Here is a 21,334-nt window from a genome sequence, read left to right as displayed (position 1 = left end):
CCGCGCGAGTTCAGTCGCTGTCGAGTTCGCGGTGCTGGATCAGGTCACGCAGGCCGCCCGCACCCAGACGCTCCCGGAACGCTGTCACCGTGTATCCGACGACCTTGGCGTCGGTACGGGCACGCGCGGTCGCCGACCGCGGCAAGTGGAACAGCACACCCATTTCACCGAAGTACTCGCCGGGTCCGGCGACTTTGATGAATTCTTCACCGCCGTCGGCCAATTCGCGCACCAACTCGATCTCACCCTCGGCCACCACGTAGATCAGCTCACCCATGGTGCTCTGCTCGAACAGCACCACCCCGGCCTTCAGCTCGAACGTCTCCGGTGGCCGGTTCGAATGGGCGAACTCCGGAGTCAGCTCGATGACCCGGTCGGCCATCGGCAGTATCCGGGAGTCGTGGGTAGCGACCACCACAATGCGGTCGCCGTCGGCGAGTTCACGGATAAGTCGCAGGACTTCCTCGACCTGGATGAAGTCCAGGTGCGCAGTCGGTTCATCGGCCAGGATCAGCGGCGGGTCCAGTGCGATCGCCCGCGCGACCGCGACGCGTTGCTGCTGCCCGCCACTGAGGTTGCCCGGTCGATGCTTCATCCGGTCGCCGAGGTTGACGCGTTCCAGCAGTTCCACGGCCCGCTTGCGCGACGCGGCTCGCGACATCCCGGCCGCCCGCAACGGCACCATCACGTTCTCCAGCGCGGTGAGACTGGGCACCAGGTTGAACGCCTGGAAGACGATGCCCACTTTGTCGCGCCGATACTCCGCCAGCGCCGCGCCCTCGAGAGTGGTGATGTCGACGCCGTCGAATTTGATGGCCCCGGCCTTGGGCCGCAGGATGCCGCCGAGGCAGGACAACAGCGTCGTCTTCCCGCAGCCGCTGGGCCCCAGCAGGATCACCAGCGACCCGGATGCCACGTCGAGATTCAAGCCGTTGATCGGCCGCAGGGCGTAGCCGCCGCGGTAGTACTCGACGACCAGGTTCTGAATGCTGAGGTCGGCCAAGAGTCAGGCTCCCCCGAACGCGAGCGCAGGGTCGATGGCGACCACCCGCCGCAGTCCGGCCAGGCTGGCCAGCAGCCCGATCGCGATCGCGACCACCGGCAGCAACAGGTAAGCGAGCGCCGGGACCGCCACCACCATCGGGAACAGCGGCGCCAGCAGCTTCGACAGCACGACGCCGACTGCCGCCGCGAGCAGCGACACGATGAGCGCCTGCAGCGCCAACCCGGCGAGTATCGACCGGGTGGGGGTGCCGATCGCCTTGAACACCGCGAAATCGCGCACCCGTTCGAGGGCGGACAGGTACACCACCGATCCCACGATGAGCACCGCCACGATCCAGAGCAGGACCGCCACGATCGTGATCGAGTTCACCGCCACCTTCAGCGGGCGGATCAGGTCGTTGACGGCGCCGTCACGGTCGTAGGTCCGGTACCCCTCCGGCAGTGCGCGGGGGGTGCCGTTGATGCCGATCGAGGTGACCATCGGCAGTCCGTTGTAAGCGACCTGCTGTAGCCCCTCGGTGGTCAGGAAGATGTTCGCGATTTTGGCCAGTGCCGTCGAATTGGGCACGATGCCGACGATCTTCAAGACGTGGGCGCCGACCTGCAGGGTGTCGCCTAGATGCCGGCCCAGGGTGCTCGACGCGGCAACCTCATCCGGCTTCGACGGCGCCCGTCCCTGAGCAACCTGCGGCATGCCGGGCCCGTGTTCGGGCGCTCCGAAGGCGGTGACGTTCCGCGTCGACGAGCCCTCCCGCATGATCGTTCCGACGCAGCCCAACGGGGCCGCGGCCGAAACGCCGGGATCGGACCGCACCCGGGCCAGGTCGACGTCGGGAAAGGGGGTCGAACCGAGAAACGGTCCGGCCGATCCTTCCCTGACCACGAAGGCGTCGACTCCCAGCGAGTCGACGGTGTGACGCGCCTCGACCCGGAAACCATTCGCGAGTCCGGTCAATACGAGCGTCATGCCGAAGATCAGTCCGGTGCTGGCGATGGCGATAACCAGGCGACGCTTCCGCCATTGCATATCGCGCAGGGCAGCAAAGAGCATTCGTAGACGCTACCAACGCCCACAAACCGCACCAGCGAAAGGACCGCCAAGGGTTCACCCTGGCCGGAAGGCGGCGGCTGCGAACTGATGGCAGAATGTTTACCTGCCGGAATGGCGCCCGTCGGGGTTTTTTCGCGCGTGGCCTAGGATTGGTTTCTGTTGGCTGCCGCAGCGCTGCACCGGCAGCGCAAGATCCAGGCGGTTTTCGGCGGGTTGAATCAACAGCCCCGGACTTGGCGTGGTTGTCTGAAAACTTATTGTTGTCCCCGCAAGGACGGATTTGAGATAGAGCTATGGTCGATCAACCCGGCGATCCAATCAACCGAACGACCTTCGGTGTCGAGCAACGCGAGACAGACGGTGCTGTCGTGCTGGCCGTCTCGGGCGAAGTGGACATGCTCAGCGCGCCCCAGTTGGCCGAGGCGATGCGTGCCGCACTGAGCACCAAACCGGCGGCGCTCATCGTGGACCTCACCAAGGTGGAGTTCCTGGCGTCCGCGGGGATGAGCGTGCTGGTGAACGGTCAGGCCGAACTCGAGCCGCCCACCCGAATGGCGGTGGTCGCCGACGGCCCGGCAACCAGCCGGCCGCTGAAGCTGATGGGAATCGACAGCGTGCTTCCCCTGCACCGCACGCTGGACAGCGCACTCAACTGGATCACGGGTGCCTGACCAGGTGCGAATGGAGGCTGGCCGGACGCGTTGATCGGCGCGTCGCTGTGACGACACCGGACGATGACCGGTGTCGATTCGTACGGGCACAGGTCGCCGCCGACGCGTCCAGCGCGGCCCGGTTGCGGACCGAATTCCGCAATTGGCTGGATCGGCACTTCACGCTCGGCGCCGAGCGGTTCAGCGATCTGGTGCTGGCGGTCAGCGAAGCGCTGGCCAACGCCGCCGAATTCGCCTACTCCGAGGTGGGCGTCGACGGGACCATGGACGCATCGACGGCACACCGCACGGCACCCGGGTAAGCCTGACCTGGAATCACCTGACTGTGTCGTGACCTGCGGGTCTGAGCGCGTCATTGACTACGCGGAGCCGGGCGCTTACCGTCAACACATACGCTACCGCCCGTAGCGTAATAACCATTCAGCCCTGATCCGCTGCTCTGCTGCCCTGGAGGCATTCATGTTCGACCTGAAAATCGTCGGTGGCACCGTGGTCGACGGCACCGGCGCGCAACGCTTCCGCGCCGACCTCGGCATCAAGGACGGCAAGATCGTGGAAGTCCTGCGCCGGGGCGCGGACTCTGCGGAGTTGGCCGGTGCAGCGGCCGAGACCATCGACGCGACCGGCCGGGTGGTGGCCCCCGGTTTCGTCGACATCCATACCCACTACGACGGTCAGGTCAGCTGGGACAGCCTGCTGGAGCCGTCCAGCGGTCACGGGGTCACCACGGTGGTCACCGGCAACTGCGGCGTCGGCTTCGCCCCGGTCCGGCCCGGCACCGAGGACTGGCTGATCAAGCTGATGGAGGGTGTCGAGGACATCCCGGGCACCGCCCTGACCGAAGGCATCACCTGGGGCTGGGAGACCTACCCCGAGTACCTCGACACGATCGGCAAGCAGCAGTTCGCCATCGACGTGGGCAGCCAGGTGGCCCACGGCGCAATCCGGGCCTACGCCATGGGCGAGCGGGGCGCTCGCAACGAACCCGCCACGCCCGACGACATCGAGGCGATGAGCCGGCTGGTCCGCGAAGCTGTCGAAGCGGGGGCGCTCGGCTTCTCCACGTCGCGGACCATCGCCCACACCGCGATGGACGGTGAGCCGGTGCCCGGAACCTTCGCCGCCGAGGAGGAGCTGTTCGGGCTGGGTCGCGCCATGGCGGCCGGCGGCCAGGCGGTGTTCGAGCTGGCGCCGCAGGGCGCGGCGGGTGAGGACATCGTCGGGCCGAAGAAGGAGCTGGAGTGGATGCGGCGGCTCAGCCGCGAAATCGACCGGCCGGTGTCGTTCGCGTTGATCCAGGTCGATGCCGACCCGAACCTGTGGCGCGAGCAGCTGGACGTGTCGGCGGCCGCGCATGCCGAGGGCAGCCGGCTGTACCCGCAGATCGCGGCGCGCCCGTTCGGCATGATGATCGGCTTCCAGGGCCACCACGGCTTCACGCACCGGCCCACCTACCGTCGTCTGAAGGCCGAGTGCAGCCGGGAGGAGCTGGCCCAGCGGCTGGCCGAACCCGCGGTGAAGGCCGCGATCCTGGCCGAGGACGACCTGCCCATCGACTCGACGGTGTTGTTCGACGGCATGTTCGCGATGGTGCAGTACTCGTTGGGGCGGCTCTACGCGCTGGGCAACCCGCCGGACTACGAGCCCACTCCCGATCGCACCGTCGCTGCGATCGCCGCCGCCCGCGGCGAGGACCCGATGTCGACGTTGTATGACCTGATGCTGGAGTCCGACGCGACGGCGATGCTGATGCTGCCGCTGTTCAACTATGCCGACGGAAACCACGACGCAATCCGCGAGATGATGCTGCACCCGGCCGGGGTGCTCGGCCTGTCCGATGGCGGCGCCCACTGCGGCATGATCTGCGACGCCTCCTACCCCACCTTCCTGTTGACGCACTGGGCGCGCGACCGGAGCCGGGGCGAGAAGCTGTCGCTGGAGTACGTGATCCGCAAGCAGTCCCGCGACACCGCGCACCTGTTCGGCCTCACCGACCGCGGCACCATCGAGGTCGGCAAGAAGGCCGACCTGAACGTGATCGACATGAACGCGCTGAGGCTGCACCCCGCGGCGATGGCCTGGGACCTGCCCGCCGGCGGACGCCGGATCCTGCAGGGGGCCAGCGGTTACGAGGCGACGATCGTCAGCGGCACCGTCACCAGGCGCAAGGACGTCGACACCGGAGCGCGTCCGGGCCGGTTGGTGCGCGGAGCGCGCTAGCGCCATGACGCTCGCCGGAAACCCGTCCCGCGCCCACGTCCACAAGGACGCGATCGGCACCCCACCCGCATCACCGACCCTGGTGCCCGCCGAGCGGTACTACTCCCCGGCATTCGCTGCCCTCGAGTTCGAGCGGATGTGGCCCAAGGTGTGGCAGGTGGCCTGCATGGTCGACCACGTCGCGCACGCCGGCGATTACTTCGAATACCGTTGCGGCCCAATCGGAGTCCTGATAGTCCGTGGCGACGACGGGGAGCTGCGCGCCTTCCAGAACGCCTGCCGCCATCGCGGCAACTCGCTGTGCGCGGGCTCGGGTTCGGGGCTGCGCGAACTCAAGTGCGGCTATCACGGCTGGACCTGGGACCTGGCCGGCACACTCAAGCGGGTGCCCAACCGCAAGGGCTTCGGCTCGCTGCACCTGTCCGAATTCCCGTTGCTGCCGACGCAGGTGGATACCTTTGCCGGGATGGTCTTCGTCAACCTCGACCTCGACGCGATGCCGTTGCGCGACTACCTGGACGCGATTCCCGACGACATCGCATGGTGCCACATCGAGGACTTCCGCTGCTATGCGACGTTGACCGTGGACGTCGCAGCGAACTGGAAGACCATCGCCGACGGCTACAGCGAGACCTACCACATTCAGACGCTGCATCCCGAGTTGTTGCGCTGTGTCGACGATATTCATGCGCCCCAACAGATTTGGGTGCACACCGGCAAATCCGACCAACCCTACGGCGTGCCGAGTCCGCGCTTCGAAGGCACGTTGAGCGACGAGGAGGTCTGGGACGCTTACGTTTACACCCAGGGCATGCTGATGGGCGCGGCCGAGGGCACGCCGCTTCCCCCGGACCGTCGGCCGGGTCAGACGGTGCCTGACCTGATCGCCGAACGCACCCGGCAGTTCGCGGCGGGCCGCGGGGTCGACCTGGACTGGGCCGACACCGACCGGGTCACCCGGCTGCACCAGTACAACGTCTTCCCGAACATGACGTTCCTGGTCAACGCCGACCACCTGACGATCATGACCTCACGACCCGGACCGGACCCCGATCACGGTGAGTTGACCATGTTCCTGATGACCCGGATGGCGCCTGGCGCCGGGTACAACAAGCCGACCGACATGCGGATGTCGGCCGACGAAGCCGAACCCGGCATCGTGCTGACCCAGGACATCAAGGTGCTGCCGGGCCTACAGCGTGGTCTGCACCAGCCCGGCTTGACCCACTTGGTGCTGTCGAACGAGGAGCGCCGGGTGATCAACATGCACCGCAACCTGGAACGCTACCTCGACCTGCCCGAGTCGCAGCGGATGACCGGCGGATAGCGTCCCATCAGTCCACGGGCGTGGGGCCGCTGGGTTGACACTGCGCTGGCGGCGGTCCGCACTCGCACTTCCGTGCCCTGCCCGCAGAGTCGACGCGTCCGGCGCCGGCGATTAGTCCCACTTCCTGCCGAAATGAGGTGCTTTTGTGTCTGTTCGCGGACAGTATGTACCCGTGAGTGAAACGGTCCGGTTCGCCGGCCTCAGTGACGTCGGCCGGTTGCGCGCCAACAACCAGGATCACTGGGGCGCCGACCCCGAGCTGGGGTTGTTCATGGTTGCCGACGGGGTCGCCTGCAGCACCGACGGTGCGCTGGCCGCGCGCCTGGTGGTCGAGCTGCTGCCGACGTACGTCGCCCGCCACCTCAAGCCAGCCGACGACGGAGCCGAACCGGAGGCACTGGGCCGCGCGCTCGTCGAATACTGCGACGACTTTCGCGCCTTCGCCGCCACCGATCCGCGCGCCGCCGGATCCAACACCACGGTGGTGGCCGTGGTCGTGACCGGCTCCCGCGCGTTGGTCGCCCACCTCGGTGACAGCCGCGCCTACCTGTTCCGCGACCAGCGGGTACAGCAGTTGACGCGCGACCACAGCGTGATCCAGGACCTCATCGACGCGGGTGAGGTGTCGGCCGAAGAGGCCGAACGCCACCCGGCCCGTGCCATCGTGACCCGGCACGTGGCGATGTATCCGCGGCCACTACCCGACGCCACCGCGGTGGAGCTGTCGCCCGGCGACCGGATCCTGCTGTCTACCGACGGCTTGCACGGTGTTCTCGACGACGATTCCCTGGCGCAGCTACTGGACACTCATCCCGACCCTGCCGAAGCGTGCGCGGCGCTGATCGAAGCCGCCAATGCGGCCGGCGGGCCCGACAACGTCACCGCGGTGGTGGTCGACGTGTGCGAGACCGCGGGCCGCTAAAGTCGTTACCCGCAAACACGATTGGGGCACAGCTATGGCCGGCTATTCGCCATCTGCCGAGTCCACCGATGTGGTGGTGGTCGGCTTCGGCGCCGCGGGCACCTGCGCGGCGATCGCGGCCAGGGAGGCCGGCGCCGAAGTGGTCGCACTGGATCGCGCCAACGGCGGTGGCTCGACTGCGATTTCGGGCGGCATCATCTATGCCGGGGCAGGCACCTGGGTGCAGCAGCAGGCCGGCGTCAGCGACAGCTACGAGCAGATGCACGACTACCTGCGCCTGGAAGTCGGCGACGCCGTCAGCCCGCAGACGCTGGAGTCGTTCGTAACCGGCAGCCCCGACATGATCCGCTGGCTCAGCGACCGAGGCGTACCGTTCGACTCCACGCTGTGCCCGTACAAGACGTCGTATCCGAATAACCACTATTACCTGTATCACTCGGGCAGCGAGAACGCCGGGGCCTTTCGCAGCAAGACCCCACCCGTCCAGCGCGGGCACCGGGTGAAGGGCAACGGCACCTCCGGCAAACTGATGTATGCACCGCTGGCGAAAACCGCACTTGCCCTTGGTGTCCGGTTCCACCCGCACACCAAGGTCACCGAGCTGCTGCGCGATCCGTCCGGCAGGGTGGTGGGGGTGGCCGCCACGACGATGCGCGACGCGCCCCCGCGTATCCAGAAGTTGTATGCACAACTGGCGGCGGTGTCGACCAAGCCCGGTATCTACTATCCACCGCTGCGCAACATGACCGAGCGGCGACTCCGGGAGCTGGAGCACCGCTACGCGCGGCCGCTGCGCATCGAGGCGCGCCGAGGTGTGATCCTTTGCGCCGGAGGATATATGGGCAATACCGAGTGGATCCAGCAGTTCGCGCCACAGTACACCGGCGGCCTGCAGCTGGGCACCAGTGGCGACGACGGCAGCGGCATCGCCCTGGCACAGAGCGTCGGTGCCGTCACCGAGCGGATGGACAACGTCTCCGCGTGGCGATTCATCACGCCCCCAAGCGCTTTCATCAGCGCGGTCATCGTCGACGAGCGTGGGCGGCGCATCATCGACGAAAGCCGTTACGGCGCGGCCGTCGGCCACGCCATGGTGCGACACCACGGCGGGAAGGGCTGGATCCTGGTGGACGCCGCCCTGCTGAAAGAAGCACGGCGGCAAATGATCAAGCAGCCCTTGTGGTTTCAGCGGGCCCAGTCCGCGGCGATGATGCTGCTCGACTCGACCAGGGGCGCGTCACTGCGGGAAGTCGCCGAGCGCGCCGGTGTGGACCCCGACGGCCTGGTGGCCACCGTCGAAGCGCACAACCACGCCATCGACACCGGGGCCGCGGACCCGGCCGGGAAACCCGCAGACTTCGTGCGCCGCGTCAGCAAACCGCCCTACACCCTGCTGAACATCTCGATCCGGCCCAACCTGCTCAACCCCACCCCGATGCTGACCTTGGGGGGAATCCGCGTCGATGAAGGCACCGGAGCGGTGCTCGACGAGTCAGGTGCGGCGATCCCCGGCCTGTTCAGCGCGGGGCGTACCGCGACCGGGATCTGTTCGAACTCCTACGTCAGCGGGCTGTCGCTGGCCGACTGCGTGTTCGCCGGCCGCCGCGCCGGCACGCATGCGGCGGCTCAGCGACTGGCCGAGCGCTGAATCACCAGACCCACGGCGGCGGCCACCAGGTCGGGTTGTTGGACCTGGATGAAGTGGTCGCTGCCGGTCGCCACGATATGTGGGGTCTGCGGCCGGAGCTCGACCAGGCGTGCGGCGGCATCACGCCAGGCCCGTTCGAGCTTCTCGCTCTTGTCCGGTGCGACGTCCGATGGGATCCGGAACGGCTCGGTCCGGGTCAGTACGGCTGTCGCGACGGCCGGAAACGGCGCCGCCGCTGCGACCTGCGCGAGGCTGGCATCGATGTCAACGGTCTCGAACGACTTGGTATCGGTGAGTTCGGCCGGTGGTTGGTCCAGGTCCTGGCGATAGGCCGGCCAGTCGGGCCCCATCAAGCTCGGTATCTCTACGCCGAACGCGTCGACGAAGACCACCGCCCGCACCTGTTCCGGGTGGGTCTGCGCGTACAGCCGGACGAACAGGCCGCCCAGCGAGTGGCCGACCAGAATGTAGGGGCCGGGCACGTGCGCCGCGTCGAGCAGCGTATGCAAGTCGCTGACCACGTCGTTCGCGGTGCGCGGCATCGGTACCGGTGAACTGCGGTCGGTGATGGCGAGCGGGCTGGTGTTGCGTAACGTGCCGGGCCGGTCATAGGCGCAGACCCGATGTTCGCGGGCCAGCGCGGTCAGCACGGCGGGCCCGGTCGCCGGGGCGGCGGCGTCGGACTGACTCCACGGATCCGAGGAGTTGTGGTAGCCAGATTCCAGGATGACGGTCGGCGTGCCCTGCCCACGGCACTCCAGGAAGAGGTGCCGTCCGTTGCCGATCTCGACCGGGCCGATGAAGTCGCCCGGCGCGGCCGGGGCGGTCGTTGGGGTGGTGGGCCTCGCGCCGCACCCCGCCACCAACAGCGCCACGATCAACAGCACACGCCCGATGACAACCCGTTGGTTCGGTGACCGCATCGGCCCATTCTCTCTGGTGCGCCCGGCGCGACGGGACAGCGCCGGCAGCCCAGCGCCGACGGCGGTGAGCCATTCGCTCGGCCGCCGCATATCCGGCTGGTCGCCGGAAGTGAGGTTGGACACACGCCGCGCGCCGAATGGCCTGGTCAGCGCGACCAGCTGGTAGTCGAGTCAACTACCGCACGGGCAGCTTGGCATACAGCGTTTGAATACTGCGTCTGACTCGGACCCCGATCGACGCCGTACGTTAGGGTCGCTGGTGTGGCTGGCGATGAACTGAGCCCCGCACATTTTGACCGACACTGACGCCGGGAGAACACGCATGAGCGCCGAGCAGCCGACCATCATCTACACGCTGACCGACGAGGCGCCGCTGCTGGCGACCTACGCCTTCCTGCCGATCGTGCGTGCCTTCGCCGAGCCGGCCGGCATCAAGATCAAGACCAGCGACATCTCCGTCGCGGCCCGCATCCTGGCCCAGTTCCCCGACTACCTAGACGAAGACCAGCGCGTCCCGGACAACCTGGCCGAACTGGGCAAGCTGACCCAGGAACCCGACACCAACATCATCAAGCTGCCCAACATCAGCGCCTCGGTCCCGCAGTTGCTCGCGGCGATCAAGGAGCTGCAGGGCAAGGGTTACAAGATTCCGGACTTCCCCGGCAACCCCAAGACCGACGAGGAAAAGGAAATCCGGCAGCGCTACGCCAATTGCCTGGGCAGCGCGGTCAACCCGGTTCTGCGGGAAGGTAATTCGGACCGACGCGCGCCCAAGGCGGTCAAAGAGTACGCGCGCAAGCACCCGCACAGCATGGGCGAGTGGTCGATGGCGTCGCGCACCCATGTCGCCACCATGAAGCACGGCGACTTCTATCACGGCGAGAAGTCGATGACGCTGGACAAGGATCGCGACGTCCGGATGGAACTGGTCACCAAGAGCGGCCAGACGATCGTGCTCAAGCCGAAGGTGTCGCTGCGGGACGGCGACATCATCGACAGCATGTTCATGAGCAAGAAGGCGCTGTGCGACTTCTACGAAGAGCAGATCGAGGACGCGCACAAGACCGGCGTGATGTTCTCACTGCACGTCAAGGCGACCATGATGAAGGTCAGCCACCCCATCGTGTTCGGACACGCGGTGAAGGTCTTCTACAAGGACGCCTTCGCAAAGCACCAGGCACTGTTCGACGAACTGGGCGTTAACGTGAACAACGGCCTGGTGGACCTCTACAACAAGATCGAGTCGCTGCCCGCCTCGCAGCACGACGAGATCATCCGGGACCTGCACGCCTGCCACGAACATCGTCCGGAGTTGGCCATGGTCGATTCGGCAAAGGGCATCTCGAACTTCCACTCACCCAGCGATGTGATCGTCGACGCGTCGATGCCCGCCATGATCCGGCTCGGCGGCAAGATGTACGGCGCGGACGGACGGACCAAGGACACCAAGGCCGTCAACCCGGAATCCACCTTCTCCCGGATCTACCAGGAGATGATCAACTTCTGTAAAACCCACGGCCAGTTCGACCCGACCACCATGGGCACCGTGCCCAACGTGGGCTTGATGGCGCAGCAGGCCGAGGAGTACGGCAGCCACGACAAGACGTTCGAGATCCCGGAAGCCGGGGTGGCGAACATCGTCGACATCGACAGCGGTGAGGTGCTGCTGAGCCAGGACGTCGAGGAGGGTGACATCTGGCGGATGCCCATCGTCACCGACGCGGCGATCCAGGACTGGGTGAAGCTGGCCGTCACCCGCGCCCGCAACTCCGGTATGACAGCGGTCTTTTGGCTGGACACCGAGCGGCCGCACGAGGCCGAGTTGCGCAAGAAGGTCAAGAAGTACCTCAAGGACCACGACACCGAGGGTCTTGAGATCCAGATCCTGCCCCAGGTGTGGGCGATGCGGTACACGATGGAACGGGTGGTCCGCGGTCAGGACACCATCGCGGTCACCGGCAACATCCTTCGTGACTACCTCACGGACCTGTTCCCCATCCTGGAACTGGGCACCAGCGCGAAGATGCTGTCGATCGTTCCGCTGATGGCCGGCGGCGGCATGTACGAGACGGGTGCCGGTGGTTCGGCGCCCAAACATGTCCACCAACTGGTCGAGGAGAACCACCTGCGCTGGGATTCGCTCGGCGAATTCCTGGCGCTGGGAGCCTGTTTCGAGGACGTGGGCATCAAGACCAAGAACGAGCGGGCCAAGATCCTGGGCAAGACGCTCGATGCGGCGATCGGCAAGCTGCTGGATGAGAACAAGAGCCCGTCGCGCAAGACCGGCGAACTGGACAACCGGGGCAGCCAGTTCTACCTGGCCATGTACTGGGCGCAGGAACTGGCCGCGCAGGACGACGACCCGGAACTCAAGAAACACTTCGGACCCCTCGCCGAAGCGCTGGCCGAGAACGAGGAGAAGATCGTCGCCGAACTCAACGCAGCCCAGGGCGACGAGGTCGACATCGGCGGCTACTACTACCCGGACGCGGAAAAGACCGCAGCGGTGATGCGGCCCAGCGAGACGCTCAACAAGACGCTGGCCGCTGATTTCGGGTCCTAACCCGAGCAGCGGGGTTTGCGCTCGCGGGTAGCAGCGTCACTCAGTCGGGTATCCCGGCCCCGGCCAGTGCAGGCACGGTGTCCTCCCGGTGCAGCAACGACTGCGCCCCGACCTTGAACTGCGCGAGCCGGTCCACGATGGTCTGCGCTTCCGGGGTGTGGCCCCAGATGCTGATGCCTTGATGTGTGGTTGGCTCCCAACTGGATTCGTCGACGACGATCGGATTCCAGCCGACCTCCCATTCGAATCCCGACGGGGTCAGCGCGTAGAAGGACAGTTCTTTGTCGTTGGTGTGCTGGCCGACGCCCAGCGCCATACCGAAGCCGAGTTCCTTGACCCGCTGGTAGGAGCCGAGCATGTCGTCGAGCTCGGCGACCTGGATGTTGCAGTGCTGGACTCGGGTGCGGATCGGGTTGAGCGGCAACCGGTTCACCGCCGCGATGGCCACCGAGTGATGACGTTCGTTGACCCGAAGGAACCGGATCTTGAACTTCAACCCGCTGATGGTCTCGTCGATGAAGTCGGTGAGTCGGGCGTCGAACACCGTGTCGTAGTAGCCTCGGACCAGGTGCGGCTTCTTGCTGGTCAGCGCGACGTGGCCCAATCCTGAAGCGCCGGTGACGAATTGCGCACGCAGTTGCGGCGGGGTCCGCCCTGCGGTGGCGCGGGTGAAGATCTCCTGGGTCAGTCCGTTGGGCCCGGGAAACCGGGCCAGCCGCTCGGCCCCCCGCACTGCCGCCTCGTCCGCGCTGCCGTCGGTGACGGGCACCCCGTGCCCACTCACGCGCGAGCGGATCTCGTCGAAGGTGGCGTGGTCGTCGAGTTCCCAGCCGAGGACGACGACGTCCTCGGCTGGTCCGCGTTGCAGCAGGAAGCGGCATTGGTGCTCGTCGAGCCGGAAAAGTATTGCTTCGGAAGATACTTCGTCAAGGTGCATGCCGATGGCGTCACGGCCGAACCGTCGCCAGTCGGCGAACTTCTCGGTTTCCACTACGAGGTAGCCCAGACGTACCCAGCCGAATACGCTAGGCATGGGCGAGCCTCGAATCCGGTTGCAGGAAATCGGAAACCAGCTCGTTGAACAGCTCCGCGCGTTCCCATTGCATCCAGTGACCGGTGTGCGAGGTCATCACCAGTTCGGCATTTGGCATGGCGTTGAGCAGCATTGGACCTCCCGCGGGTTTGTTGACCTTGTCGTCGCGGCCCCACAGCACCAGCGTGGGTGTCTGCAAGTTCTTCAACCGGGAGTCGCGGGTCAGATCCATCCGCCACAGCGTGCGTAGCGCGAACGGCCCGGACGGGCGGCGCAGCGGCGGGTTGGCCACCACCTCCGGGTCGATCGACGCCTGATACCGCAGGTCGATCAACTCCTCGGGCACCGAATCACCCTGGTAGACAAGGTAGGTGCGGATGAAGGTGGCGAGCTTCTCGCGGCTGGGGCCCTCGCCGCCGTAGTACGACATCAGGCTGTTCAATCCCGCGGTGGGCAGACCCCGGGGTGGTTCCGATACCGCCGGGACCCATCAGCACCAGCTTGTCGACCCGCTCCGGGGTGTCCAGCGTGAGCCGCAGCGCGGCCGCGCCCCCCGTAGGAGTTGCCGATCAGATGCGCTGTGGGGAGTCGGAGTTCATCGAGCAGGCCCCGGATCATGTCGGCGAGGTAGCCGAACGGATCGCCTTGGTCCAGCGTCTTGGTGGATCGGCCGTAGCCGGGCATGTCGGGCACGATCACCCGGAACCGCTGGGCGAGCGCGTCGATATTGCGGGAATAGTTCGAGACGCCGGAGGCACCGGGGCCGCCACCGTGTAGCGCGACGACGACTGGGCCGCTACCGGATTCGGCGAAGAAGATCGGCTTGCCGCTGACGGTGACGGTCTGTTCGGAGAGCTGGTTGGTGCTCACGCGGGAACCTCCCTGCGGATCGGCGCCGCCGTAGCGACGGCGGCTGGTGGGGCACAGTTCAGGCGCGGGGGCGGCGACGCCAACGCCGTGCCGGAACCTGCTGCGGTGTAGACGAATCCGTCCGGACGCAGGATTGCCGCGCTGGCCCGGTGCCGATGAAACCAGGCCGTCAGGGTGGTGTCGCGGACCGGGATCGCGGTCACACCGCGTTGCAACCAGGCCTGCGCGCCCGTCGGCACTGCCCCGACGTGCAGCAGCGTCCAGCGGCGCTGCAACACGTCGTCGAGGCGACACTTCATGCCGGCGTCGTCGATGACCCACGGCTGGATGATCTGGCGGCCCTCCGCCCGGTGCCCGGCGCCGGCGAAGAACCCGTCCGCATAGTGTGCTTCGGGGATCCAGTAGAGCTTCTGGCCCTGCCGGCTGATCGCCGCCGACTTGGTGAGGATGCGCAGTAGGTGGTTGCGGATCGTGGCCAGCACCGGGTTGCGCTCGGTGATGATCCGGCCAATCAGCACCGCGCGGCGGGTCACCTCGGTAACGTGCGGTTTGCGTTCTGTCTCATAGGAATCGAGCAGGGAATCGGACGCCTGGCCCCGGAGTACCGCCGCGAGTTTCCAGCACAAATTCGCCACGTCCCGCACTCCCGCGGCCATGCCTTGGCCGATCCACGGCGGCATCGCATGCGCGGCGTCTCCGGCGAGGAAAATCCGTCCCACCCGCCAGCGGTCGGCGACCCGAACATGGTGCCGGTAGATCACCGCGCGCAGGATCTTGACGTGCTCTTCGGTGATGCCCTGCTCGTTGAGCACCCGCCAGACGGCCTCGTCGCTGGTGAGCTGCTTGTCGTCTGCACCGCCTCGGGCGGGGTACTCCCATCGGTGGTGGCCCAGCGGGGTGGGGCAGTCCACGGTCGGCCGGGCCGGATTGCAGTGAAACCGCAAGCGGTCGTGGGCATCCCACTTCTTGATGACTTCGGTGTCGATAACCACCCACCGCTCGCTGTAAGTCTTTCCGGAGTATCCGACGCCGAGCTGCCCGCGGGTGGGTGAGGAACCACCGTCGGCGGCGATCACATACGTGGCGCGGATCCGCTTGAAGGCATCCCGGCGCAGGTCGGCGAGCATCAACTCGACGTGATCGTCCTTGTTCGCCACCCGCAGACACTCGTGCTCGAGCAGCACCTGCACACCGGCGAACCGTGCCACGCCCGTACGCAGCACCTCGTCGACGGCCGGCTGGTAGATGAACTGCTGGGGCGGATGCCCACATCCGCGACCGGTGATGGTGGTTTCGTAGAACGGCGCGCCCGTCGCATCGACGAAGGCCAACGGCCGGTTGCCGAGCATGTCCTGTTGCAAGCGGTCGGCGAGTCCCACCGATTGCCAGACGCGCATCACTTCTTCGTCGGTCGAGATGGCGCGGGCCCGGTTGTAGATGTCTGGATCACGTTCGATCACAACGACTTTGAGTCCGAGCTGACCCAGCAGGTTGGCGGCGGTGGCGCCGACCGGCCCATACCCGACGATCGCCACGTCGCAATCCGTTCCCGTGGTGATCGGTGATCCGTCATCGCGCACTGCTGACCCCCTCCGCCGGTGTCATCGAGGACACTTGTTCCGTAGTGATCCCTACGGTAATGTAACGATCATTACGGAGTCAATAGGCGAATGCGGAGCAGCCATGAATGACCTCACCTGGCCGGTTGCGATCATCGGATCGGGCAACATCGGAACCGACCTGCTGCTCAAGATCCAGCAAGGCGCCGGGCCCCTGAGGGTTGCCGCCCTGGCTGGCATCGACCCCTATTCCGACGGGCTGGCCCACGCCCGAAGTCTCGGTGTGCCGGTCACTTCCGACGGCATCGACGGCCTGCTGGCCATGCCTCAGTTCGGCGATGTCCGATTGGTCTTTGACGCCACCTCCGCGGCTGGCCACCGCGTCAACTGGGCCGCGCTGCAACCGACCGGTGTACGCGTGCTCGACCTCACCCCGGCAGCCGTCGGTCCCTACTGCGTGCCGGTGGTCAACCTCGACGACCACCTGGACGTACTCAACCTGAACATGGTCACCTGCGGTGGTCAGGCGACAGTGCCGATCGTCGCCGGGATCGCGCGACACGGCATCGTGTCCTATGCCGAGGTCGTATCGTCCATCTCCTCGAGATCCGCCGGACCCGGCACCCGGGCCAGCCTGGACGAATTCATCGAAACCACCTCGGCGGCTTTGCAATCCATCGGCGGCGCGCAACGCGGCAAGTCCGTCATGATCCTCAACCCGGCCGAGCCGCCGGTCCCGATGCGCAACACGGTGTACTGCCTGGTCGACGGCGACACCGACAACGCGGCCATCGAAGCGTCGATCGTAGAAACGGTGGCACGCGTCAACGCCTACGTACCCGGATACCGGCTGGCCCAGGGCGTGCAGTTCGAGACGTTCACCGCCGATCACCCGCTATGCATTCCCGAGACCGGCAAGTTCGTCGGAACCCGGGTGACGGTTCTACTGCAAGTCACCGGAGCGGGCGACTATCTGCCCGGCTACGCCGGCAACCTGGACATCATGACCTCGGCAGCCAAAGCCACCGCCGAGCGCCTCGCCAGCTACGACACTCGAACAGTCGGAGCCACAATATGATTGGACAGCTCTACCTCAGCGACGTGACGCTGCGCGACGGCATGCACGCCGTCCGGCATCAATACAGCCTCGATCAGGCGGTGGCCATCGCCGCTGCCCTCGACGCGAGCGGTGTCGACTCCATCGAGGTCGCCCACGGCGACGGACTGGCGGGATCGAGCTGCGTCTACGGCTTCGGCGCGCACACCGACCTGGAATGGATCCAGGCAGTGGCGTCGGTGGTGCGGCGCGCGAGGGTCGCGACCCTGCTGCTGCCCGGCATCGGTAGCGTGCGCGATCTTCGGGACGCCCACCGCGCGGGTGCCAGCGTGGTGCGGATCGCCACGCACTGCACCGAGGCCGACATTTCGGCGCCACACATCGGCGCCGCCCGCGAACTGGGTATGGATACCGCGGGCTTCCTGATGATGAGCCACCAGACCACCCCGAGCGCACTGGCCGAACAAGCCAAGCTGATGGAGAGCTACGGTGCCGGCTGCGTCTACGTCGTCGACTCCGGCGGGGCCATGACCATGCGCGGCATCGCCGAGCGCGTCGACGCGCTGCGCCAAAAAATCGCCACCACAACCGAAATCGGCATCCATGCGCACCACAATCTATCGCTGGGGGTGGCCAATTCGATGGTCGCAGTTGAGCACGGCGCCACCCGCGTCGACGCCTCGTTGACCGGGATGGGGGCCGGCGCCGGCAATGCACCACTGGAAGTGTTCGTCGCCGCCGCGGACAAGATGGGCTGGGACCACCACTGTGATCTGCATGCCTTGCAGGACGCTGCCGACGACCTGGTCCGCCCGTTGCAGGAGCGGCCGGTGCGCGTCGACCGCGAGACACTCACCCTCGGGTACGCAGGGGTGTACTCCAGCTTCCTTCGGCACGCCGAAATCGCCGCTGCGCGTTACGACATCGATGCCCGTACTCTGCTCGAAGAAGCCGGGCGGCGCGGCATGATCGGCGGGCAGGAGGACATGCTGGTCGACATCGCCCTGGACCTGACCACACGATGAAGTCAGGATCGTGCACCGCGTGATGGGACCGGATCGTTAATCCGGCGGTTCGGCCTCGCCGTGCCACGTCGTGGGCAGCAGCGGCTCGGTGGGGCCGTTTCCGAAAGCGTCGTCGGCAAGCGAGGCCATTCCGGCTGCCGCGGCGCTTCGGGTGCTGGGCTGCGTGCCGGTGAATCCGAACGGAGTGCCCGCCCCCTGTCCGCTGGGTCGAATCCCGACTTCGGGCGGGTCGGAGTGCGTCGGCTCGTCGGACTCCATGAATTCGTAGACGTACCCGCGGTCCTTGACGTCCGCGCCGCGGCGACGACGGGCCTTGCGCCGCTGCGCCGCGCTCGATGACGCCGCCGCGGGCGTGACCGCCGCCAGCTGCGGAGCCGGTGCCAGCACGCCCGTGCGGTCGGTCAGGGTCGGCCCGACACCGTCGTCGGGATCGATGCCGGCGACGGCATACGGCACCGCTGGGGCGGGCGCTACGAGGGCGGCGATGGTGCCGGCACCGCCTGACGCTGGAGCCGTGCTGGTACCCGAGCCCGTTGCCGGCCCGGGGGCCGCCGCAGCACTCACCACGGCGGGATAGGTCTGTGTCGCGGCTTCTGCAGGCAAGGCGCCGATGTCGGCCTCAGCCGGGACTGGATCGGTGCCCAGTGCGGCCAACCCCGCCAACCCACTGAGACCGGCCAGGCCGACGGCGGCGGCCATCCACAACGGCGAGGACAGAATCATGCCGTACAGCGTCCACCAGAGCGGCCAGCCCCAGAAGTTGTAGCTGATCAGGAACAGCGTCGGACCCCAGGTGGTCAGCGCGACAACGGGATTGGCGGCGAAGTCGAGCAGGAACCCCTGAAGGAACAGGGCCGGGTTGCGCAGGAACTCGATCGTCTCCTGTCCCGCCGGGAAAGTCAGGAAGGTGGGTTCGAGCAAGTCGACGATGGTGTTCCAGATCTGTGCCAGCGGGTTGGTCGCGGCCGCTGGGTTGCTGAGCACCTGCGGTGCCGGAGTCCGGGCCGGTACCGACGCCAGCGCGGACTCGGTGACCGCCTGGTACGTGCTCATCACGGTCGCGGCCTGAATCCACATCCGCGCATAGTCGGCCTCGTTGAGCGCGATCGGAATGGTGTTGACGCCGAAGAAGTTGGTGGCCAAGAGAATTCCGTGCACTACGTGGTTGGCGGCCAGCTCGGCCAGAGTCGGCATCGCGGCCAACGCCATCGTGTACGCACCGGCGGCAACCTCATGCTGGAGGGCGGTCTCGGCGCTGTCGCGGCTCTGGGCGGTCAACCAGACCAGATACGGCACATGAGCGGCCAGATACCGTTCGGCGGTCGAACCCTGCCACACCGAGCCCGGCACGGAACCCAGTAGCGCACCCAAGTCGGCTGCGGCACCGGCGTATTCCTCAGCGAGCATCGTCCATGCGCTCGCCGCGGCGAGCAGCGCACCGGCCCCGGGCCCGCTGTACAGCAACGCCGAATGGACCTCCGGCGGCGAGGCCATCCAGACCGGCGCTGTCATCGCCTACCACCGCGGAAGTCGGCGAGTAATCTGCCCGCAACCGCCGACACGTAGAGCCACAGCATGACGCTGACCACCCAGGTCGGTAGATAGTTGAACGTGTCGGTAGCTGCGGACGCACTGGCGCCGAGGTAAGCGCAGACGGCCAGCACCGCGGTTGCAACCAACCCTGACAACACCGACCAACCGGGCCGGCCGGTTCGGGCGAAGTAGCGGGCGAACGCGAAGCAGGCGACCGTCACCGCGAGGAATCCGATCATCCCGCCGATGCCGTGGATCTTGGTGGACGTGTCGACCGTGTCGTAGCCCGGGTAGCCGGTCGTACTTCCCGGTGGGAACCCGAAAGCGGGCGTGGGCGCGTTGAATCCGACGACGACACCGGCACCCAGGCCGTAAACGGCGATTCCGGCGGCGGCGATGATGCCGGAGCGCTGCGGCCACACCGCTCGTCCGATACCTATACCGAACGCCACCAGCAAGACGCCGTAGACGATGAAGTCCAGCGTTTGCACCCAGCCCCAATCACCAAGCACCAGAAGGCTGTTCGCATGGTGCCTGACATCGAAGCCGGGGCGTAGCGCGGCCAACAGACACGAGGTGGCCGTCACCAGGATGCCGGCCGGCACGCCCGCGCCCAGCATTGCGGCCGTCGTCATGTGCCGGTGCCGCGGGTCGACGGTCAGCATGATCGGACGCCCTTCCGGATTGGTTAGCCAAACCTAACGGAACATTAACATGAATGATGTTCATGTTCGACGTATGCGACGATGAGCTGGTGGCGACCCACAACGACCTCCGCCGCCGCCAGCCGGTGCAGGAACGCAGCCGACAGCGGGTGGCGCGGATGCTGTCGGCCGCCTTGGAGTTGCTCGAGACCGGCGGTGAGGAGGCGGTGACCACCCGCGCGATCGCCGAGCGCGCCGGTATCCCGGTCGCCACCGTCTACCAGTTCTTCCCGAACCGGGACGCCATGCTGCAAGAGATCCTGGCCGACTTACTCGATCGCCGGGACGCCGAGGGCGCCCTGGTGCTGGCCACGCTGGCACCGCGCAGCCTGGGCGAGGTGATCCACGCGCTGTTCGAGTTCCACCGCGAGTATTTGGAGACCCATCCGCAGCTGGCCAGGCTGTTCTACCTTAGTCGGTCCAGCGGCCTGATCGCCGATCCGCAACAGCGCCGGGCTCAATTCGCGTCGGCGTTGCACGCGGCGTTGATCGAGTGGGGCCTGCTGCAACCCGGCACCGATCCGCTGGTCACGACGATCGCCGTCGAACTCGGGGACCACGTCCTGGAGTTGTCACATCGTGCCGGGCCGGGTCGCGACCGCGCTGTGCTCGCCGAAGGCGAACGGGCGCTGACGAATTACCTGCAGGACTACGCGCAGCGCTGACTTCGCCTGCGTCAGCGGCGCATCCGTGCAGTGACCTGAATTTCGACCAGAGCCCCCGGGGAGGCGAGTTCGGTGACGCCGACCGCTGTCCACGCCGAATACGGTGCGGATACGAACGTGTCCTTGACCGCGGCGAAAGCATGCAGGTGCGCCCGCAGACCGACGTGGTAGGTCGTCATCTCCGTCACGTCGGCAAGCGTCAGCCCCGCCTCGGCCAGCAGGCCGCGCAGATTCTCGAAGGCCAGGGTGAATTGCACTGTCGGATCGTCCGGAACGCTCAGATCGGGGTGGAAGCCGATCATCCCCGAGCAGCGCAGCAGCCCGCCGTCGATCACCGCGGGGGCGAAGTGGTACTCGTCGTAGATCGGCTGCATCCACGCCGGAATGACTTCTCTCATCGTCTGCTCCCACCCACCGCCATCGGCGCAGTAACACCATGGTTCGTCTGCCATCGGCGACGGGTAGCCACCTCGCGCCTCACCCGTTCGGCGACCCGCACCGCCGAATTCCTGTTGCTTCGAATACGATTCGCGTTCGAAGTTAGGCGTGGCGGCGTGC

18 protein-coding genes and 1 pseudogene are annotated in these 21,334 nt (G+C 66.8%); 10 read left to right on the top strand and 9 right to left on the bottom strand.

All coding sequences use genetic code 11. The annotated features are described in order from the left end of the window. Positions 1-10 precede the first annotated feature (10 nt). Together L6444_RS01185 and L6444_RS01180 are read right to left on the bottom strand one after the other, a co-directional pair. On the bottom strand, positions 11-1,003 hold the full coding sequence (locus tag L6444_RS01185) for an ABC transporter ATP-binding protein (RefSeq protein ID WP_236979773.1): 993 nt from the start codon (positions 1,001-1,003) through the stop codon (positions 11-13). Positions 1,004-1,006: 3 nt separating this feature from the next. Continuing rightward, positions 1,007-2,056 carry an ABC transporter permease gene (locus L6444_RS01180; protein WP_236979763.1) on the bottom strand — a complete coding sequence of 350 codons (1,050 nt, stop codon included), beginning with the start codon at positions 2,054-2,056 and terminating at the stop codon, positions 1,007-1,009. A gap of 293 nt (positions 2,057-2,349) precedes the next feature. On the opposite strand from L6444_RS01180, the gene L6444_RS01175 reads away from it, so the two are divergent. The 6 genes from L6444_RS01175 to L6444_RS01150 all read left to right on the top strand — a co-directional run bounded on the left by L6444_RS01175 (position 2,350) and on the right by L6444_RS01150 (position 8,844). After that, positions 2,350-2,727 (top strand): STAS domain-containing protein, encoded by a 378-nt coding sequence (locus L6444_RS01175; RefSeq protein WP_236979762.1) that lies wholly within the window; start codon positions 2,350-2,352, stop codon positions 2,725-2,727. 47 nt (positions 2,728-2,774) lie between these two features. Beyond that, complete coding sequence (locus tag L6444_RS01170; RefSeq protein WP_289624904.1) at positions 2,775-3,029, top strand: ATP-binding protein; 255 nt, start codon at positions 2,775-2,777, stop codon at positions 3,027-3,029. A gap of 157 nt (positions 3,030-3,186) precedes the next feature. Continuing rightward, positions 3,187-4,947 (top strand): N-acyl-D-amino-acid deacylase family protein, encoded by a 1,761-nt coding sequence (locus tag L6444_RS01165; protein WP_236979760.1) that lies wholly within the window; start codon positions 3,187-3,189, stop codon positions 4,945-4,947. 4 nt (positions 4,948-4,951) lie between these two features. After that, positions 4,952-6,274, top strand: a complete 1,323-nt coding sequence (locus L6444_RS01160) for an aromatic ring-hydroxylating oxygenase subunit alpha (RefSeq protein WP_236979758.1) — start codon at positions 4,952-4,954, stop codon at positions 6,272-6,274. Positions 6,275-6,446: 172 nt separating this feature from the next. Continuing rightward, positions 6,447-7,196 carry a PP2C family protein-serine/threonine phosphatase gene (locus tag L6444_RS01155; protein WP_236979755.1) on the top strand — a complete coding sequence of 250 codons (750 nt, stop codon included), beginning with the start codon at positions 6,447-6,449 and terminating at the stop codon, positions 7,194-7,196. Positions 7,197-7,230: 34 nt separating this feature from the next. Next, on the top strand, positions 7,231-8,844 hold the full coding sequence (locus L6444_RS01150; protein ID WP_236979753.1) for an FAD-binding protein: 1,614 nt from the start codon (positions 7,231-7,233) through the stop codon (positions 8,842-8,844). Here L6444_RS01150 and L6444_RS01145 read toward each other — a convergent pair. Continuing rightward, the gene (locus tag L6444_RS01145) at positions 8,823-9,767 is read right to left on the bottom strand and encodes an alpha/beta fold hydrolase (RefSeq protein WP_236979751.1); all 945 of its coding nucleotides are present in this window, start codon (positions 9,765-9,767) and stop codon (positions 8,823-8,825) included. The two genes, L6444_RS01150 and L6444_RS01145, sit on opposite strands and share 22 nt — an antisense overlap. Before the next feature lie 322 nt (positions 9,768-10,089). On the opposite strand from L6444_RS01145, the gene L6444_RS01140 reads away from it, so the two are divergent. Then, positions 10,090-12,330, top strand: coding sequence for an NADP-dependent isocitrate dehydrogenase (locus L6444_RS01140; protein WP_236979749.1), 2,241 nt, complete (start codon positions 10,090-10,092; stop codon positions 12,328-12,330). Positions 12,331-12,370: 40 nt separating this feature from the next. On the opposite strand, the gene L6444_RS01135 is transcribed toward L6444_RS01140, so the two are convergent. The 3 genes and pseudogenes from L6444_RS01135 to L6444_RS01125 form a co-directional block, all read right to left on the bottom strand. Continuing rightward, positions 12,371-13,363, bottom strand: coding sequence for a VOC family protein (locus L6444_RS01135; protein WP_236979747.1), 993 nt, complete (start codon positions 13,361-13,363; stop codon positions 12,371-12,373). Beyond that, positions 13,356-14,233 (bottom strand): annotated as a pseudogene (locus tag L6444_RS01130) (alpha/beta fold hydrolase). Before L6444_RS01130 ends, L6444_RS01135 begins: the two are co-directional and overlap by 8 nt. Then, positions 14,230-15,813 (bottom strand): bifunctional 3-(3-hydroxy-phenyl)propionate/3-hydroxycinnamic acid hydroxylase, encoded by a 1,584-nt coding sequence (locus tag L6444_RS01125; protein WP_236979740.1) that lies wholly within the window; start codon positions 15,811-15,813, stop codon positions 14,230-14,232. The pseudogene L6444_RS01130 and the gene L6444_RS01125 overlap by 4 nt, the downstream one beginning before the upstream one ends. Before the next feature lie 103 nt (positions 15,814-15,916). Between L6444_RS01125 and L6444_RS01120 the strand changes: the two genes are divergently transcribed. Both L6444_RS01120 and dmpG read left to right on the top strand, forming a co-directional pair. Next, a complete protein-coding gene (locus tag L6444_RS01120) occupies positions 15,917-16,870 on the top strand; it encodes an acetaldehyde dehydrogenase (acetylating) (RefSeq protein ID WP_236979738.1) in 954 nt (317 codons plus the stop codon). Then, entirely contained in the window at positions 16,867-17,874 is a 1,008-nt protein-coding gene (gene dmpG / locus L6444_RS01115) for a 4-hydroxy-2-oxovalerate aldolase (RefSeq protein ID WP_236979736.1), read from the top strand. Before L6444_RS01120 ends, dmpG begins: the two co-directional genes overlap by 4 nt. 36 nt (positions 17,875-17,910) lie before the next feature. Here dmpG and L6444_RS01110 read toward each other — a convergent pair whose 3' ends face one another. Then, the gene (locus L6444_RS01110; RefSeq protein ID WP_236979730.1) at positions 17,911-19,386 is read right to left on the bottom strand and encodes a PPE domain-containing protein; all 1,476 of its coding nucleotides are present in this window, start codon (positions 19,384-19,386) and stop codon (positions 17,911-17,913) included. Beyond that, positions 19,383-20,072 carry a DUF998 domain-containing protein gene (locus L6444_RS01105; protein ID WP_236979728.1) on the bottom strand — a complete coding sequence of 230 codons (690 nt, stop codon included), beginning with the start codon at positions 20,070-20,072 and terminating at the stop codon, positions 19,383-19,385. Before L6444_RS01105 ends, L6444_RS01110 begins: the two co-directional genes overlap by 4 nt. Before the next feature lie 53 nt (positions 20,073-20,125). Between L6444_RS01105 and L6444_RS01100 the strand changes: the two genes are divergently transcribed. Continuing rightward, positions 20,126-20,776, top strand: coding sequence for a TetR/AcrR family transcriptional regulator (locus tag L6444_RS01100; RefSeq protein WP_236979726.1), 651 nt, complete (start codon positions 20,126-20,128; stop codon positions 20,774-20,776). A gap of 11 nt (positions 20,777-20,787) precedes the next feature. Here L6444_RS01100 and L6444_RS01095 read toward each other — a convergent pair whose 3' ends face one another. Continuing rightward, positions 20,788-21,228, bottom strand: a complete 441-nt coding sequence (locus L6444_RS01095) for a RidA family protein (protein ID WP_236979724.1) — start codon at positions 21,226-21,228, stop codon at positions 20,788-20,790. Between the last annotated feature and the right edge of the window lie 106 nt (positions 21,229-21,334).

Origin of the sequence: Mycobacterium kiyosense (assembly GCA_021654635.1) — a bacterium.
Lineage (GTDB): Bacteria > Actinomycetota > Actinomycetes > Mycobacteriales > Mycobacteriaceae > Mycobacterium > Mycobacterium kiyosense.
Note: the sequence above shows the minus strand (reverse complement) of the source record. Positions and strands in the feature narration are given on the sequence as shown.